This is a genomic window from Arthrobacter sp. MMS24-T111 (assembly GCF_054888995.1).
Genome location: NZ_JBTZRO010000001.1, coordinates 2,904,746 through 2,919,810, shown reverse-complemented (window position 1 = coordinate 2,919,810; position 15,065 = coordinate 2,904,746). Strand labels below are relative to the sequence as shown.

12 protein-coding genes, 3 tRNA genes and 2 pseudogenes are annotated in these 15,065 nt (G+C 67.2%); 7 read left to right on the top strand and 10 right to left on the bottom strand.

The genetic code is table 11. The annotated features are described in order from the left end of the window. Nucleotides 1-214: 214 nt before the first annotated feature. Nucleotides 215-1,612, bottom strand: a complete 1,398-nt coding sequence (gene tig, locus ACX5I6_RS13705) for a trigger factor (RefSeq protein WP_461840819.1) — start codon at nucleotides 1,610-1,612, stop codon at nucleotides 215-217. Nucleotides 1,613-1,692: 80 nt separating this feature from the next. Next, nucleotides 1,693-1,767, bottom strand: a tRNA-Pro gene (locus tag ACX5I6_RS13700). 130 nt (nucleotides 1,768-1,897) lie between these two features. On the opposite strand from ACX5I6_RS13700, the gene ACX5I6_RS13695 reads away from it, so the two are divergent. Beyond that, nucleotides 1,898-1,971 (top strand) — tRNA-Gly (locus ACX5I6_RS13695). 47 nt (nucleotides 1,972-2,018) lie between these two features. On the opposite strand, the pseudogene ACX5I6_RS13690 reads toward ACX5I6_RS13695, so the two are convergent. From ACX5I6_RS13690 to ACX5I6_RS13680, 3 genes and pseudogenes are all read right to left on the bottom strand, one after another. Then, a pseudogene (locus ACX5I6_RS13690) lies at nucleotides 2,019-2,977 on the bottom strand (Fpg/Nei family DNA glycosylase). Beyond that, entirely contained in the window at nucleotides 2,977-3,471 is a 495-nt protein-coding gene (locus tag ACX5I6_RS13685; RefSeq protein WP_018761584.1) for a ribose-5-phosphate isomerase, read from the bottom strand. The pseudogene ACX5I6_RS13690 and the gene ACX5I6_RS13685 overlap by 1 nt, the downstream one beginning before the upstream one ends. An 87-nt stretch (nucleotides 3,472-3,558) precedes the next feature. Beyond that, nucleotides 3,559-4,575: a hypothetical protein gene (locus ACX5I6_RS13680; protein ID WP_461840818.1), complete on the bottom strand. Its 1,017-nt coding sequence runs from the start codon at nucleotides 4,573-4,575 to the stop codon at nucleotides 3,559-3,561. 189 nt (nucleotides 4,576-4,764) lie between these two features. On the opposite strand from ACX5I6_RS13680, the pseudogene pepN reads away from it, so the two are divergent. After that, nucleotides 4,765-7,337, top strand: a pseudogene (gene pepN / locus ACX5I6_RS13675) (aminopeptidase N). After that, complete coding sequence (locus tag ACX5I6_RS13670; RefSeq protein WP_461840817.1) at nucleotides 7,334-7,807, top strand: OsmC family protein; 474 nt, start codon at nucleotides 7,334-7,336, stop codon at nucleotides 7,805-7,807. Before pepN ends, ACX5I6_RS13670 begins: the two are co-directional and overlap by 4 nt. Here ACX5I6_RS13670 and ACX5I6_RS13665 read toward each other — a convergent pair. Continuing rightward, nucleotides 7,804-8,799, bottom strand: a complete 996-nt coding sequence (locus tag ACX5I6_RS13665; RefSeq protein ID WP_461840816.1) for a Rossmann-fold NAD(P)-binding domain-containing protein — start codon at nucleotides 8,797-8,799, stop codon at nucleotides 7,804-7,806. The two genes, ACX5I6_RS13670 and ACX5I6_RS13665, sit on opposite strands and share 4 nt — an antisense overlap. A gap of 66 nt (nucleotides 8,800-8,865) precedes the next feature. Here ACX5I6_RS13665 and ACX5I6_RS13660 point away from each other — a divergent pair, with 66 nt between their 5' ends. Both ACX5I6_RS13660 and ACX5I6_RS13655 read left to right on the top strand, forming a co-directional pair. Further along, a complete protein-coding gene (locus ACX5I6_RS13660) occupies nucleotides 8,866-9,549 on the top strand; it encodes a mechanosensitive ion channel family protein (RefSeq protein WP_461840815.1) in 684 nt (227 codons plus the stop codon). A gap of 1 nt (nucleotide 9,550) precedes the next feature. After that, nucleotides 9,551-10,030: a globin gene (locus tag ACX5I6_RS13655; protein WP_461840814.1), complete on the top strand. Its 480-nt coding sequence runs from the start codon at nucleotides 9,551-9,553 to the stop codon at nucleotides 10,028-10,030. 24 nt (nucleotides 10,031-10,054) lie between these two features. On the opposite strand, the gene ACX5I6_RS13650 is transcribed toward ACX5I6_RS13655, so the two are convergent. Next, entirely contained in the window at nucleotides 10,055-10,714 is a 660-nt protein-coding gene (locus ACX5I6_RS13650) for a hypothetical protein (protein WP_461840813.1), read from the bottom strand. Nucleotides 10,715-10,778: 64 nt separating this feature from the next. On the opposite strand from ACX5I6_RS13650, the gene ACX5I6_RS13645 reads away from it, so the two are divergent. Beyond that, the gene (locus ACX5I6_RS13645) at nucleotides 10,779-11,714 is read left to right on the top strand and encodes an acyl-CoA thioesterase (protein WP_018761592.1); all 936 of its coding nucleotides are present in this window, start codon (nucleotides 10,779-10,781) and stop codon (nucleotides 11,712-11,714) included. Nucleotides 11,715-11,799: 85 nt separating this feature from the next. On the opposite strand, the gene ettA is transcribed toward ACX5I6_RS13645, so the two are convergent. From ettA to ACX5I6_RS13630, 3 genes are all read right to left on the bottom strand, one after another. After that, on the bottom strand, nucleotides 11,800-13,482 hold the full coding sequence (gene ettA / locus ACX5I6_RS13640) for an energy-dependent translational throttle protein EttA (protein ID WP_018761593.1): 1,683 nt from the start codon (nucleotides 13,480-13,482) through the stop codon (nucleotides 11,800-11,802). A 60-nt stretch (nucleotides 13,483-13,542) separates the two neighbouring features. After that, a complete protein-coding gene (locus ACX5I6_RS13635; protein ID WP_461840812.1) occupies nucleotides 13,543-14,100 on the bottom strand; it encodes a DUF6993 domain-containing protein in 558 nt (185 codons plus the stop codon). A 112-nt stretch (nucleotides 14,101-14,212) separates the two neighbouring features. Beyond that, entirely contained in the window at nucleotides 14,213-14,770 is a 558-nt protein-coding gene (locus tag ACX5I6_RS13630; protein ID WP_461840811.1) for a single-stranded DNA-binding protein, read from the bottom strand. 206 nt (nucleotides 14,771-14,976) lie between these two features. Here ACX5I6_RS13630 and ACX5I6_RS13625 point away from each other — a divergent pair. Further along, nucleotides 14,977-15,049: transfer RNA gene (locus ACX5I6_RS13625), tRNA-Arg, on the top strand. Nucleotides 15,050-15,065: the final 16 nt, after the last annotated feature.

Below are 15,065 nucleotides of genomic sequence, written 5' to 3'. Positions count from 1 at the left end.
GTGACATGTTTATTTACCTCTCACTGGTGACGGTGACATCACTGAAAATCACTACTTGGACACTAACCGGTTTCCCGGACGATTTGTTCGCGCACTGACTGCTGTTCGCTGACGGCGCACGATCGGCGGACAGCGCCCGCTCCGGTTTTCGGCCCAACGCGAACGGCCCCCGGATCGGAAGGATCCAGGGGCCGTTCGCTGCTGCTGGGAAAGGCTATGCCTTGGCCTCGGCAGTGGTTTCCTCTGCCTCGGCAGTTTCGGTTTCCACAGCTTCGGTGGCGTCAGCTTCAGCCGGGGCTTCCTCGGCGGGAACTTCCTCGCCGCCGGGGCGGACAAAGTCGCTCAGGTCGACTGCGTTGCCCTCGGTGTCGGTCACGGTGGCCTGGCCAAGGACGACGGCCAGTGCCTTGCGGCGGCGGACCTCGGAGACCATCATGGGGACCTGGCCGCTCTGATCGATGATCTGGGCGAACTGGTTGGGGTCCATGCCGTACTGGCTGGCGGTGGTGACGATGTAGTCGATCAGCTCGCTCTGGCTGACGTTGACTTCTTCCTTCTCCGCGATGGCGTCGAGGATGATTTCGTTCTGGAAGGCGCGGGCCGTGTTGGCGCGGACCTCTTCGCGGTGCTCTTCGGTGTCGTGTTCGCCGTCTCCGTGGCCGTTGCCCTCCTGGAAGTGGGCTTCAAGCTGCTCTTCGACCACCGAGTCGGGAACGGGAACCTCAACCAGCTCGACGAGCTTGTCGAGGACCTTGTCGCGGGCTTCGACGCCCTGCTCGACGATCTTGGAGTCGGCAGCCTGCTTGGCGAGGTCCTCGCGGAGCTCGGCAAGGGTGTCGAATTCGGAGGCGAGCTGGGCGAAGTCATCGTTCGCTTCCGGCAGTTCGCGTTCCTTGACGGCCTTCACGACGACCTTGACCTGGGCGGCTTCGCCGGCGTGGTCGCCACCCACCAGGGTGGTGTCGAAGATGGCGTCCTCATCTGCGCTGAGTCCGGTGACGGCCTCGTCCATGCCCTCGAGCATGGTGCCGGCACCCACCTGGTAGGACAGGCCGGCAGCGGAGTCAACCTCTTCGCCGTCGATCGTGGCGGTGATGTCGATGGTCAGGAAGTCGCCGTCGGCGGCCGGACGGTCAACGGACTTGAGCGTGCCAAAACGGCCGCGCAGCTCGTCGAGGGCCTTGTCGACGTCGGCCTCGGAGGATTCGGCGGCGGCCACCTGGACCTCGATGCCGGCGTAGTCCGGGAGTTCGATTTCGGGGCGGACGTCAACTTCGGCGGCGAACTTGAGGCCGCCGTCGGTTGCGGAGGGATCGGGCACCTCGGTGATCTCCACCTCGGGACGGCTCAGGGGGCGGATGCCGGATTCCTGCACGGCAGCCTGGTACCAGCCGTTGAGGCCATCGTTGATGGCGGTTTCCAGGACGTAGCCGCGGCCGACGCGCTGGTCGATGAGCTTGGCGGGAACCTTGCCCTTGCGGAACCCGGGAACCTGGATCTGCGAGGCAACGGTCTTGTAGGCCGAGTCGATGCTGGGCTTCAGTTCCTCAAAGGGGACCTCAACATTGAGCTTGACCCGCGTGGGGGTGAGGTTCTCGACAGCGCTCTTCACGGTCTAAGTACTCCTGGGTTGTGGGATGGGTTTCTGCATAACGCATTGGATGTCCAGGCCTGCTGGTCCTGGCCGCAGAGTCGGGGTGACAGGATTTGAACCTGCGACTTCCTGCTCCCAAAGCAGGCGCTCTAGCCAAGCTGAGCTACACCCCGTAAGTGCACAGGCAAGTCTACGGTGATACGCGTCGCGAATGCACATTTGACACGTAGGCCATCGATTAGGTTTAGTTGTATCCGGCTTGAACAGCCAGCCCGAAGTTTCCGCGAAAACGGATCTTCCTTCGGGGACGTAGCTTAATGGTAAAGCCTCAGTCTTCCAAACTGATTACGCGGGTTCGATTCCCGTCGTCCCCTCCACGGACACACAAGAAGGCCCCTCCACGGAGGGGCCTTCTTCGTTTCTCCTACTCCCCCGGCTGCTGGCAGGAGGGGCACCAGTACAGGTTTCGGCCGACGAGGTCGGTGACGAGCACGGTTGTCCGGCACACCCTGCACGGCAGGCCCTGCCGCTTGTAGACGAAGTGGACGTCCTCGCGGGCGGGGAAGTGCGCACCCTTGGGCGGCACAGGATTCCCGGCTGCAGCGGCCTTGGCGGCGGTGGTCCCATTGAGGGTCCAGTACTTCGGCGGCGTGGTGATGATCCGTCCGTCGGCGACGCCGTCGGCCATGACGGCGACGACGTCCCGCCACAGCTTCCGGGCATCGCTGTCCGGGAGGGCGCCGCCGGGAAGCCACGGATCCAGCCGGCGCCGGAACAGTACTTCGGCGCGGTAGACGTTGCCTACCCCGGCAATGATCTTCTGGTCCATGAGCAGCGCGGCGAGCGGTGTCTTCCGGGCCCGAAGGTTCGCAGAGAACCGGCCCGCGTCGCCCCGGAGGTTCCGCAGCGGATCCGGTCCGAGCCGGGCCAGGACGGCGTCCGCCTCCGCGCCGGTGATGGTTTCGCAGGTGGTTGCCCCGCGCAGATCCGCCCAGCCGTGGCCCCCTGCCAGCCGGACCCGTACGGCCCCCACCGGGGGTGGCGGACCCGCGTACGCTGCACCGCCGTCGTCGTCGCCGCTGGAGAAGGCTTCCCGCTCCCCCACCCGGCGGGGTGCGCCAATACTGGAGGCGCCGGCGAAGGTGCGGTCGCCGCCGAAGCTCCAGGCGCCGTACAGGCCGAGGTGGACGTGCAGCACCAACGCGTTGTCAAAGTGCAGGAACAGGTGCTTGCCGTGTGCCTCGGCGGCGACGAGGGCGTGCCCGTCAAGCAGGGCCGCTCCCCGGCGAACCTGCCCTGGGGGCTGGAAACGGCCAGGGTTTCGCCAAGGAAGACGTCTCCGAACTGCCGGGCGAGCCTGCGGACCGAATGTCCCTCAGGCACTACTCGATGACCTCGCCCGTGGCCTCGTAGGCTGCGATCTTGCCGATCCGGCGGACATGGCGCTCATCGTTGCTGAACGGCTCGGCAAGGAAGGCCTCAATCAGTTCGGTGGCTTCTTCCACCGAGTGCTGGCGGCCGCCCACCGCAACGACGTTCGCGTCGTTGTGCTCGCGGGCGAGGGTGGCGGTGGAAAGGTTCCATGCCAGGGCGGCACGTACGCCTTTGACCTTGTTCGCGGCAATCTGCTCACCGTTTCCGGAACCGCCCAGCACGATGCCCAGGGCGTGCACGCCTGCCTGCTGGTCGGCGACGACGGCCAAAGCGGCGTTGATGCAGAAGGAGGGGTAGTCGTCCTGGGCGTCGTAGACCTTGGGCCCGTGGTCCACCACCTCGTACCCCTTGCCCGTCAGGTGGGACACCAGGTGGGCGCTGAGCTCCATGCCGGCGTGGTCGGTGGCGATGTGGACCCGCGGGAAGGCAGGGGAAGTTGTCACGAGCAAGATCCGTTCGGTTCGGTGGGCTGGCGGCCGGCCGGGTGGGGCCGGAACAACACGGATAAGGATACTAGGACTGCCCAGGGGTCACGGCCCGGGCTGCCCAGCTGCCGGCGGCCCGCCCGCGCGCCGTGCCCTGGCCGCAACCCTGGTGAGGACATCGGCCAGCCGTGCCGCAGAGGCCTGGGTGCCGCCGCTCACGGCCAGGCGCTGGCCGTCCGTCTTGCGCACGACGACCGCGGGCCCGCTGCTGACCAGCATCGCCGCGGTGCCGCGATGGTGCCGGTAGCCCCACCCGCCGTAGTCAGCGGCCCGCACCTCCGCTGCGCTGGCGGCCGAAATGGCGCCGGCGGGGACATCCATGACTGGCACCACTCCGGCAAGCAGGACCTTCAGGCCGCCGCGGTCAGCTTTGACGCGGGCGAACAGGAACGCCGTGCTGACAGCGGCCAGGAGGACCAGCAGGATCCCGAGCCACGGCACGACGACGGCGAGCAGCGCCGCCGGGAACAGCGTGGCGATGCCGATCATGACGAAAACCGACTTCCGGGCGTGCACCCACAACCGGATGGTGTCCAGGGCGAGATCCGGGTCCGTTTCCCTGGCGATGGCGGTCTGCAGGGCGCGGTCGTCGTCCGGGGACCACTGCCGGTCAGCCTTGTAGACCATGGCCATGGTGACGCCCAGGGAAACGGCAGCGCCACTCCCGAGTGCCAGGACGGTCATGTCCACGCGTGACTGCCGGGCGTCAGCGAGCCCCACCTGGCCGATGAGGCCTGCCGCAAGGGCCGAGGTGATGAAGAGGCTGAGGAAGAAACCGGTACCCATCATGATCCTGCGCATCAGCACGGGCCTGCCCAGGGGCACCGCCTGCAGCAGGACCGCCCAGCCGGCAACCACAATGGCCGCGGCCCCTGCGCCCACATAGGCGCCGAACGGGGCGAAGGCGGCACCGCCGTCGGCCGTCCAGCGCACCGCGAGCGGGTCCGGAAGGTCAGGCCGGAGCAGCCAGGCGCAGAAGGCGAAGGCGGCGGCGAGCGCAACGGGGAACCCGAGGGCAAAGCGCAGCGCCTTGGCATCCACCGAATCCAGCAGCTTTCCCATGCATCCAACGCTACCCCCGCAACCCGGTCGGAAATCACGCGGCCGGGGCCGCGGCGCGCTGTGACCCGGGCAAGCTGTGACCCGGGCAACTTGCCAAGGACTGCAAGGATGAAAGAATGCAGCAGAGTGCCGGAACCGGGACCACCGGCCGGCAACCGAAACTTCTCTGGAGGTCCTCCTTTGCCAGGTATGAACCTGACGCGCGCCGAAGCCCGTGAGCGCGCCGAACTGATCACCGCCGAGTCCTACGATGTCAGCCTCGACCTGACCCGGGGCGGAGAGGTCTTCGGCAGCACCACCACCGTGAAGTTCACGGCCGTGCCGGGCTCGTCCAGCTTCATTGATGCCGTGACCCGGACCGTGCACAGCGTGACGCTGAACGGCCGCGTCCTGGATCCCGCAACCGTGTCCGACGGCGTGCGGATCCAACTGCCCGGACTGGAGGAGCACAACGAGCTGACCGTTGTGGCCGACATGCCCTACATGAACACCGGCGAAGGCCTGCACCGGTTCGTGGATCCGGTGGACAACGAGGTCTACCTGTACACGCAGTTCGAGGTTCCGGATTCGCGCCGCATGTTCACCGTGTTCGAACAGCCCGACTTGAAGGCAACCTTCGCGTTTACGGTCACGGCACCCTCGCACTGGGATGTGGTCTCCAATTCACCCACCCCGGAGCCGGTGCAGGCCCCGCCCGCGGAGGACGGCGGAGCCAGGTCGGTATGGGCATTTGCGCCGACCCCGCGCCTGTCGTCCTACGTCACCGCGCTGATCGCCGGACCGTACCAGTCCGTCCGCAGCGAGGTGGCCAGCTCGGACGGACGCGTCATCCCGCTGGGCGTGTTCGCGCGGAAGTCGCTCATGCAGTACCTGGACGCGGAGAACATCTTCGAACTGACCCGGCAGGGCTTCGGGTTCTTCGAAGCACAGTTCGGCTGCCCCTACCCGTTCGAGAAGTACGATCAGCTGTTCGTGCCGGAATTCAATGCCGGCGCCATGGAGAACGCCGGCGCGGTGACCATCCTGGAGGGCTACGTCTTCCGCAGCAAGGTCACCGGCGCGCAGATCGAGCGGCGCGCCATCACGGTGCTCCACGAGCTGGCCCACATGTGGTTCGGGGACCTGGTGACCATGCGGTGGTGGAACGACCTCTGGCTCAACGAGTCCTTTGCGGAGTACATGTCCCACCTGGCCGCGGTGGAGGCCACGTCCTTCACCAGCGCCTGGACCACGTTCGCGTCGGTGGAGAAGTCATGGGCCTACCGCCAGGACCAGCTGCCCACCACACACCCCATCTTCGCGGAGATCAACGACCTGCAGGATGTCGAGGTCAACTTCGACGGCATTACTTACGCCAAGGGCGCCTCGGTGCTCCGGCAGCTGGTGGCCTGGGTGGGTCCTGAACAGTTCATGGCCGGCGTCCGGGAGTACTTCGCCAAGCACTCCTGGCGCAACACCGAGCTGCGCGACCTGCTGGTGGAGCTGGAGAAGGCCAGCGGACGCGACCTTGACGGCTGGGGCCGGCAGTGGCTGGAGACCGCGGGCGTGAACACCCTCACCCCCGAGCTGGACGTGGACCAGAACGGGACGCTGAAGTCCCTGGCGATCGTGCAGTCCGCCGTTCCGGAGTGGCCCACCCTCCGGCCGCACCGCCTTGCCGTGGGGTTCTACAACCTCAACGACGCCGGAAAGCTGGAGCGGGTGCACCGCGAGGAACTGGATGTCGACGGCGAACGCACGGAGGTGGCGGGCGTGGCCGGCCTGGCGCGGCCGGACCTGATCCTCGTCAACGACGATGACCTCGCCTACGCCAAGGTGCGGCTGGACCCGAAATCCCTGGCCACCGCCACTGCACACCTCAAGGACTTCGAGGCCAGCCTGCCCCGCACCCTCGTCTGGAACTCGGCATGGGATGCGGCCCGGGACGGCCAGGCCCCGGCACGGAAGTACGTGGAGCTGATCCTGGCCAATGTGGCCGCGGAGACCGATTCGTCCGTCATCCTGGTCCAGCTCCGCCAGCTGGCCACCACCCTGAATTTCTACGTGGCGGAAGAACACCGCGAAGCCACCATGGTGGCAGCCGCAGACAGGTTGTGGGAGCTGGCATCGGAAGTCCCCGGCGGCTCCGACGCGCAGCTGCAGTTCGTGAAGTCCTTTGCCCTCCTTGCCGGCAGCGCGTCCCAGCTCGACCGCGTGGCGGCCCTGCTGGACGGCTCAGCGGTCCTGGACGGGCTGGCCGTCGACCAGGACCTCCGGTGGAGCTCGTGGCATCCTTGGTGGCCGGCGGCCGGATGGGCCAGGACGGCATCGACGCCGAACTGGAGCGGGACAACACGTCCAGCGGCCAGAACGCAGCGGCGTTGGCAAAGGCCGCGCTCCCCACGGCGGAGGCCAAAGCGGCCGTCTGGGAGTCGATCGTGGTCAAGGGTGAACTGTCCAACGCCCTGCAGGGATCGGCCGTGGCGGGCTTCATGCGGGTCCGGGACCGGTCGCTGCTGGAGCCGTACGCGGAGAAGTATTTCGCGGCGGTGCCGGCCATCGTGGCGACCCGGACCCACGCACTCGCCCAGCAGATCGTCGTCGGCCTCTACCCGGCGCTGCTGACCACGCAGGCCACCATCGACCAGACCGACGCCTTCCTGGCGTCGCTGCCCGCGGAAAGCGCCGCGCTGCGGCGGATGATGCTGGAAAACCGCGACGGCGTGGCCCGGGCCCTGCGCGCCCGCGCCGCCGACGTCCTGCCGGACGGCAGCGCGGGGTGAGCATCGGCGAACACTCCTACACGCTGACGGTCCAGTGGACCGGCAACCGGGGTGGCGGCACGTCGTCGTACCGGAGCTACTCGCGGGACCATGACGTGCTCATCCCGGGCCTTCCGGTGTTGAAGGGCTCGGCGGACCCGACGTTCCACGGGGACCGGGAGCGGTACAACCCCGAACAGCTCCTCCTGGCGGCCCTGGCGCAGTGCCACATGCTGTCCTACCTGCACGTGGCCGTCAAGCATGGCGTGGTGGTCACGGACTACCGGGACGAGGCCTCCGGGCTGATGCGGCTCAACCGCGACGGCAGCGGCCAGTTCGAAGAGGTGACACTGCACCCCAGGGTCACCGTGGCCGACGCCGGCCAGCTTGAGCTGGCCGCCGGACTGCACCATGAGGCGAACCAGGTGTGCTTCATTGCCCGGAGCGTGAACTTCCCGGTGAGGCACCAGCCCGTTACGGTGGCAGGCTAGGCACCGCCTTGGTGGAGCATAGCGATCAGCCGCTGCTCCACCGCCGGCGACAGGCCGGCCTTGCGGGGCCGGTCCAGCCCCCGGGCGCGTTCGTCGGCCAAGGTGTCCGCCAGGGTTTCCCGCCAGGGCCGCAGCACCATTCCTGCGGCCCTGGCGGCCTGGTTGCTCCGGGCCATGAAACCCTCATGCCCGGGCGGGAGCCAGAGCGGCAGGGAGTCCGGACCTGACCAGTAGTTGATCCCCTGCGCCACCAGCCACGCTTCGTCGGCAGGGACCGGGGCGCCATGCTGGCCTGCTGTTTCCCGGCAGCCATCCATCAGGGCGCCGAAGGATACCTCTTCCCCGCAGGCGTTCAAAGCACCGGTGGTGCCCTGTCCGGCCGCGGCCAGGATCCAGGCGGCCAGGTCCCGGACGTCGATGGCCTGGGTGGGATGGGCGGCAATATCCGGGACCAGCACGGGCTCCTGGTTACGGGCGAAGCCCGCAGGCCAGTAGCCGTAGCGGTCGGACGGGTCGCCGGGGCCGCTGATCAGGCCGGCGCGGCACAGATGGGCGTTCCCGGCAGTCGCCTCAAGGGTGGCCGCCTCGATGGCCACTTTGGACTCTCCATAGTTTTCCGGCGCGGACGGGATCCCCGGAGCGAGCGGAGGCAGGAGGGGTGCGTCCTCCGCCGCCCCCGGAACCGAATGGTCCGCGTAGGCCGAGCAGCTGGAAACGAAGGTCCAGTGCCCCGTCCGGGCGGCCAGCGCCTTGAGTGCGTCGCGGGCAGGTCCGGGGTCCCGCGCCACCTCGATCACTGCATCCCACTCGCCTTCCACCTGGGCATATGCCGCAGCGCCGGCGGACCGGTCCGCCTGCACCCATGCCGTGCCCCGCGGCGGCGCACCCGCGGTCCCCCGGGCCAGGCAGGTGACCTCGTGTCCCGCGGCCAACGCCTGCACGGCAATGTGCCTGGACAGGAAGGCCGTACCGCCCAGGATGAGGATGCGCATTGCTCCACGCTACGGCGCTAGGGTTGAAAGAGAACAGCGCAAACCCCCAAGGAGCTATTTCCCCCCATGGTCAGTATGTTGTCCATCATTCCCCCGGTATCCAGCCAGCCCGGCGGCGTCAGCGTTCCGGGCATTGTGATCAGCCTCGGCGTCGGTGTCGGTGTCTGGCTTGTTGCCACCTTCATCATCTCGCGCATCACCAAGCGGGTGGCGTCCGGAAGCAACTTCTTCAAGAAACCAACGTTCAAGTGGGCGGCGCCTGCCTTCAGGGCCCTGGACCACGAACGGCGCGTCCAGCGGGCGGAAACCATCGGGTCGCTGCTGAACAGCATCGTCGGGGTCCTGGTGGCAGTCATCACCGGCATGTATGTCCTGCAGAACCTGGACATCAACATCGCTCCGCTGCTGACCAGCGTGGGAATCCTGGGTGTGGCCATCGGCTTTGGCGCCCAGCAGCTCATCCGCGACTTCCTGGCCGGGATCTTCATCACCATCGAGGACCAGTACGGCATCGGCGACGTCATCGAAACCAGCGAGGTGGTGGGTGTCGTGGAGTCCATGGGGCTCCGGATCACGCGGGTCCGCTCCGATGACGGCGCCATCTGGTACCTGCGCAACGGCGAGATCCTGCGCGTGGGGAACCGGTCGCAGGGCCGTTACCTTCCGCTGCATGAGTCCGGGGACGGCACCACCGACCAGGCCTCCGCCCACGCCGATACCCCAAAGACGGACCAGAAAGCCGGCGAGTAGCATGACGCTTCCCATCGAGCCGCGCCCCGGCGTCCCGGGCCCCCTCCAGCCGCAGCGGCCCCAGCTGATGCAGAACGACCCCTTCAGCCAGCCGGCGTACACCGACAGTTTCTACGATGCCGTGGGCGGCCATGAGACGTTCGTGAAGCTCATTGATGTCTTCTACGACGGCGTCGCCGCCGATCCGCTGCTTCGGCCGATGTACCCGGAGGAAGACCTGGCTCCGGCTAAGCGCCGGTTCCTGATGTTCCTTGAGCAGTACTGGGGCGGACCCACAACCTACGGTGAGGAGCGCGGGCATCCGCGGCTGCGGATGCGGCACATGCCCTTCAAAGTCACGCCCGAGGCAAAGGACCGGTGGCTGTTCCACATGCGCGCGGCAGTGGACGCCCTGGACCTGCCGCCGCTCTATGAGGGAACACTGTGGGAGTACATGGAGCGTGCGGCCCTGTCCATGGTGAACAGTCCGTCCGGCGCGTGATGCCCGCCCGTCAGCAGCCCTGGTTTACAGGAGGCCGCTGCCGGTGCGCGCCAGGACGTGCCCGCGCGGACCACTGAGCCTGAACCAGCGGCCGGCACGGTAGAGTGCCTGTTCGCCGTCGGCGAGGAACCCCAGGGCAAGCGCTGCGAAAGCTGCGCCGGCCGGCAGGCCGGAGTGGTCCAGTTCGCGTCCCCACACGGCAGCCCGGGCGTTGTTGACGATCAGGGCGCCGGGTTTGTCCGGCACGATGCCCGCCACTTCGCCGATGCCCGACTCGGCAGCCTCCCGGAGGCGGGCATCGCTGATGGTGCCCAGTGGCTCCCATCCCCCACGCGGGGCGCCTACCCCGGTCCAGGATTCGGTGACGGTGGTGGGCGGAACCGGCAGGTCGACGTCGGAGCCGCCGGCGCGGGCAAGCCGGTCCAGGACGGCCGCCAGGGGCACCGTGACGTCTGTCGCTGACGGCTCCGCCAGCGCCATGGTGCGCAGGCCCAGGATGGTGGGGGTCGATTCACCGAGCAGCCGGGGCCGCAGGACGCACACATAGGCCGCCAGGACGGAACCGGCGGCCTGGAGCCGGATGGCGCCGTCGTCAATTGCTTTGGCGCGGGTGGCGAACGTCTTCAGGTCCGCAAGATCCCTGGGATCGGCGAAACGGAAGGATGAAGTGAGGAGATCAGACACAACAAGAACACTACCGGCTGCGGGCAGGTTGAGTGGTTCCGCGGCCGCCGTCTAGAGTCGGACCATGACTGAAGCCGAAGCCGGACTGCTGGCGCCCCCCAGCGGCGATCCCACCTCATCGCTGATCGAACTGCTGGACCTTGGTGATCTCGAAGGCGCCCGGACGGACGAGGACATTTTCCTTGGCCCCTCCCAGCGGCAGCCGCATCACAGGGTCTTCGGCGGCCAGGTGCTGGCGCAGTCGCTTGTTGCTTCCACCAGGACGGTTGATCCGGACCGGCTGGTCCATTCCATGCACGGTTACTTCCTGCGGCCCGGCGACGCCAACAAGCCCATCACGTTCGGTGTGGAGCGGTTGCGGGACGGCAGGTCGTTTTCGGCCAGGCGTGTCCATGCCTACCAGGACGGTGTGCCGATCCTGTCCATGATTGCTTCCTTCCAGGTCGAAGCCGAGGGCATTGAGCACGCTGCCGCCATGCCCGCCGGGATCCCGGACCCGGAGTCGCTTCCCAGCACTGCGGACCTGCTGGGCAAGTTCGACCATCCGGTGGCGCGGCATTGGGCGTATGAGCGGCCCTTCGACATCCGGCACGTCGACCCTGCCCTGTACGTTTCGGCCAATGGACCGCGCGAGGCGCGCAACGCCGTTTGGATGAAGACCCTCGGTCCCGTGCCGGACGACCCCAACCTGCACCGGGCGGCCCTGGCCTATGCGAGCGACTACACCCTGCTCGAGTCAATCCTCCGGAGGCACGGGCTGAGCTGGATCACCCCCGGCATGAACGTTGCCAGCCTGGACCATGCCATGTGGTGGCACCGTCCCGCCCGGGTGGACGACTGGCTGCTGTACGTCCAGGAGTCGCCCAGCGCCCAGGGTGCCCGCGGCCTGGCCACCGGCAGGATCTTCAACAGGGCAGGCCAGCACGTCGCCTCCGTGGCCCAGGAGGGCATGGTGCGGGTCCCGCTCGACACGGCGGGACCACCCGAATCCGGGTCATAGGGAATCCCTGGACGACATAAGGGCGGCACCCTCTCGGGTGCCGCCCTTATGTCTGCGTGGGTAGGCCGCTTTGTCGGCCCGCGGTTTAGTCGCGGGTGAGGCGGCGGTGGGTCACACGGTGCGGCTTGGCAGCGTCGGGTCCGAGGCGCTCCACCTTGTTCTCCTCGTAGGATTCGAAGTTGCCCTCGAACCAGTACCACTTCGAGGGGTTTTCCTCGTCACCTTCGTAGGCGAGGATGTGGGTGGCCACCCGGTCGAGGAACCACCGGTCGTGGGAGACGACGACGGCGCAGCCGGGGAACTCCAGCAGGGCGTTTTCCAGGCTGCTGAGGGTTTCGACGTCGAGGTCGTTGGTGGGCTCGTCGAGGAGCAGCAGGTTGCCGCCCTGCTTCAGGGTCAGGGCAAGGTTCAGGCGGTTCCGTTCACCACCGGACAGGACGCCGGCCTTTTTCTGCTGGTCCGGGCCCTTGAAGCCGAATGCTGCAACGTAGGCGCGGGAGGGCATCTCCACGTTGCCGACCTGGATGAAGTCCAGCCCGTCGGAAACAACCTCCCACAGGGTCTTGTTGGGATCGATGCCGCCGCGGCTCTGGTCCGCGTAGGAGATCTTGACCGACTCGCCGATCTTCAGGTCGCCGCCGTCGAGCGGTTCCAGGCCCACGATGGTCTTGAACAGCGTGGTCTTGCCAACACCGTTGGGGCCGATGACGCCCACGATGCCGTTCCGCGGCAGGCTGAAGGACAGCCCGTCGATGAGGGTCCGGTCCTCAAAGCCCTTCTGGAGGTTCTTTGCCTCCAGCACCACGCCGCCGAGGCGGGGTCCCGGCGGGATCTGGATTTCTTCGAAGTCAAGCTTGCGGGTGCGGTCCGCCTCCGCAGCCATTTCCTCGTACCGGGCCAGACGCGCCTTCGACTTGGTCTGGCGGCCCTTGGCGTTGGAGCGGACCCAGTCCAGTTCCTCCGCGAGGCGCTTGGCCTGCTTGGCGTCCTTCTTGCCCTGGATCTCAAGGCGGGCGCGCTTCTTCTCCAGGTAGGTGGAGTAGTTGCCTTCGTAGGGGTAGAGGTGTCCGCGGTCCACCTCGGCGATCCACTCGGCCACGTGGTCGAGGAAGTACCGGTCGTGGGTGACGGCGAGGACGGCGCCCGGGTAGCTCGAAAGGTGCTGCTCGAGCCAAAGCACGCTTTCGGCGTCCAGGTGGTTGGTGGGCTCGTCGAGGAGCAGCAGGTCCGGCTTCTGCAGCAGGAGCTTGCACAGTGCCACGCGGCGGCGCTCACCACCGGAAAGGTTCGTGACGTCGGCGTCGGCCGGCGGGCAGCGGAGGGCATCCATGGCCTGCTCGAGCTGGGAGTCGAGGTCCCAGGCGTCGGCGGCGTCAATGGCTTCCTGCAGTTTGCCCATCTCTTCGAGGAGGGTGTCGTAATCGGCGTCCGGGTTGGCCATTTCCTCGGAGATCTCGTTGAAGCGCTGGATCTTGCCGTAGATCTCGCCAACGCCTTCCTGGACGTTGCCCAGGACGGTCTTTTCCTCGTTCAGCGGCGGTTCCTGAAGCAGGATGCCCACGCTGTATCCGGGGCTGAGCCTGGCCTCACCGTTGGAGGGCGTGTCCAGCCCGGCCATGATCTTGAGAATGGTGGACTTACCGGCACCGTTGGGGCCCACAACACCGATCTTGGCGCCCGGGAAGAAGGACATGCTTACGTCATCGAGGATGAGCTTTTCGCCAACGGCTTTGCGGGCCTTGGTCATTGTGTAGATAAATTCCGCCATGGTCTCAAATCTAGTGGGTCGGCGGGCAGATCTCACATTTGCAGGGATCTTTCGGATCGGTCAGGACCCGACGAAGCACTTCCCGCTGGGCAGGACGGGCAGGACGGTGACGGTCACGGCGCCTTCACGGACCTGTCCGATCACGCAGTCCTTGCCTTGCAGCACCGCCGCCTCGATGGCGTCCGCTTCCAGCCCGGTCGGCGTGCGGCTTTGCGAGACCTGGAGCACGCCCGGTGAAATGCCGGCTCCTGTCAGGGCGTCGCTTACCTGCCCCGTGGCGGGTTTGGGGGCACCTGCGGCCAGCTTGGTCAGGGCGTCGGTGACCGTCCGCTTCACCGTCTCGGTGGCCGCGGCGTTGGCGGCCGCCGACGAAGCTCCGGAGGTGTCCGCGAGCGCCCCGCCGCTGTTTTCACCAGTGGCTGCCGGGGCCTGTGGCCTGGCGGACTGTCCCTGCGTGGCTTGGGCGGCAGCTGACGGAGCCGGGTTGCCGGGCTGGGCCATGGTGGGTTCGTTCGATGGAGGACCGGCAACGCACCCTGTCAAGAGTGTGGCCAGAACGGCGCACGCCAGCGCTGCACCGGCCCGGTTGTTCTGCCGGTGGGAAAGGGTGTGCCGCATGGTGCCATTCTGCCATGGCCCCGTAAGCGGACGGGCGGTGGACGGCCGGGGGGTGCCGCCGCTCCGCCCGCCCGGGACCTGATGGGACGCGCTGAAGCCTGATGGGTGGTTCCTAGACTTCTGCGAGTTCCCCCGTTTCGAGGTCAAGCGAGGCCATGGCACCATCACTGTCCTCGATGACCACTGACAGATGGCCCTCATCGTCCGGGTTTTCGCCGTCCCTGTCCTCAGGCTCATCCGGGAGCTGGTCCAAGCCCGGGTGGGGGCCGGAATCGGGGGCCGGTGGTTGCTCCACGAGCGAGAGCGCCGGCCGTGAGGATGTCCGGATGAAGTTGGCCGAGCCCAAGGACAGGTCGTGCCCCACGGTGTCGGCGTCGATGACGGTGGAATGGTAGATGCGCCCGTCCTTCTCCCAGGTGCGGATCTTCAGTTTGCCAACCACGATGACGGGCTGTCCTTTCCTGATACTGCATCCAAGGGTTCCCGCGAGCTGGCGGTAGCCCTGGACCGTGAACCAGTTGGTGTGGCCGTCCTGCCAGGTTTTGGATTCCCGGTCGAAACGGCGGCTGGTGGAACCGACGCGGAAAGAAGCCGTGGCCACTCCCCCCGGCGTGGTGGAACTCGTGATCTCGGTGGCCACGAAGCCCCGGATGGTGATCGTTTCGCTCATCTCTTCGTCCTGTCTCAATGGTGCTGCCCTGTGCAGGCAAGACCAGCATTGCGCCGGACGGCGGACGGAAGGAGGGGCGCGTTGGTGTATGTGGACAACGTGGGTGCAGGCGCCTTTGTGGAGGGACAGTGGGTGACGGATGACAGCGCCGGCAGCTCCGGCAAGGTAAACTTTTCGAGGCGCCGGCGTACAGGCCGGAACCCAATGCCTCAGTAGCTCAGGGGATAGAGCAGCGGCCTTCTAATCCGCCGGTCGGGGGTTCGATTCCCTCCTGGGGCACATATAAAAGCGGTCT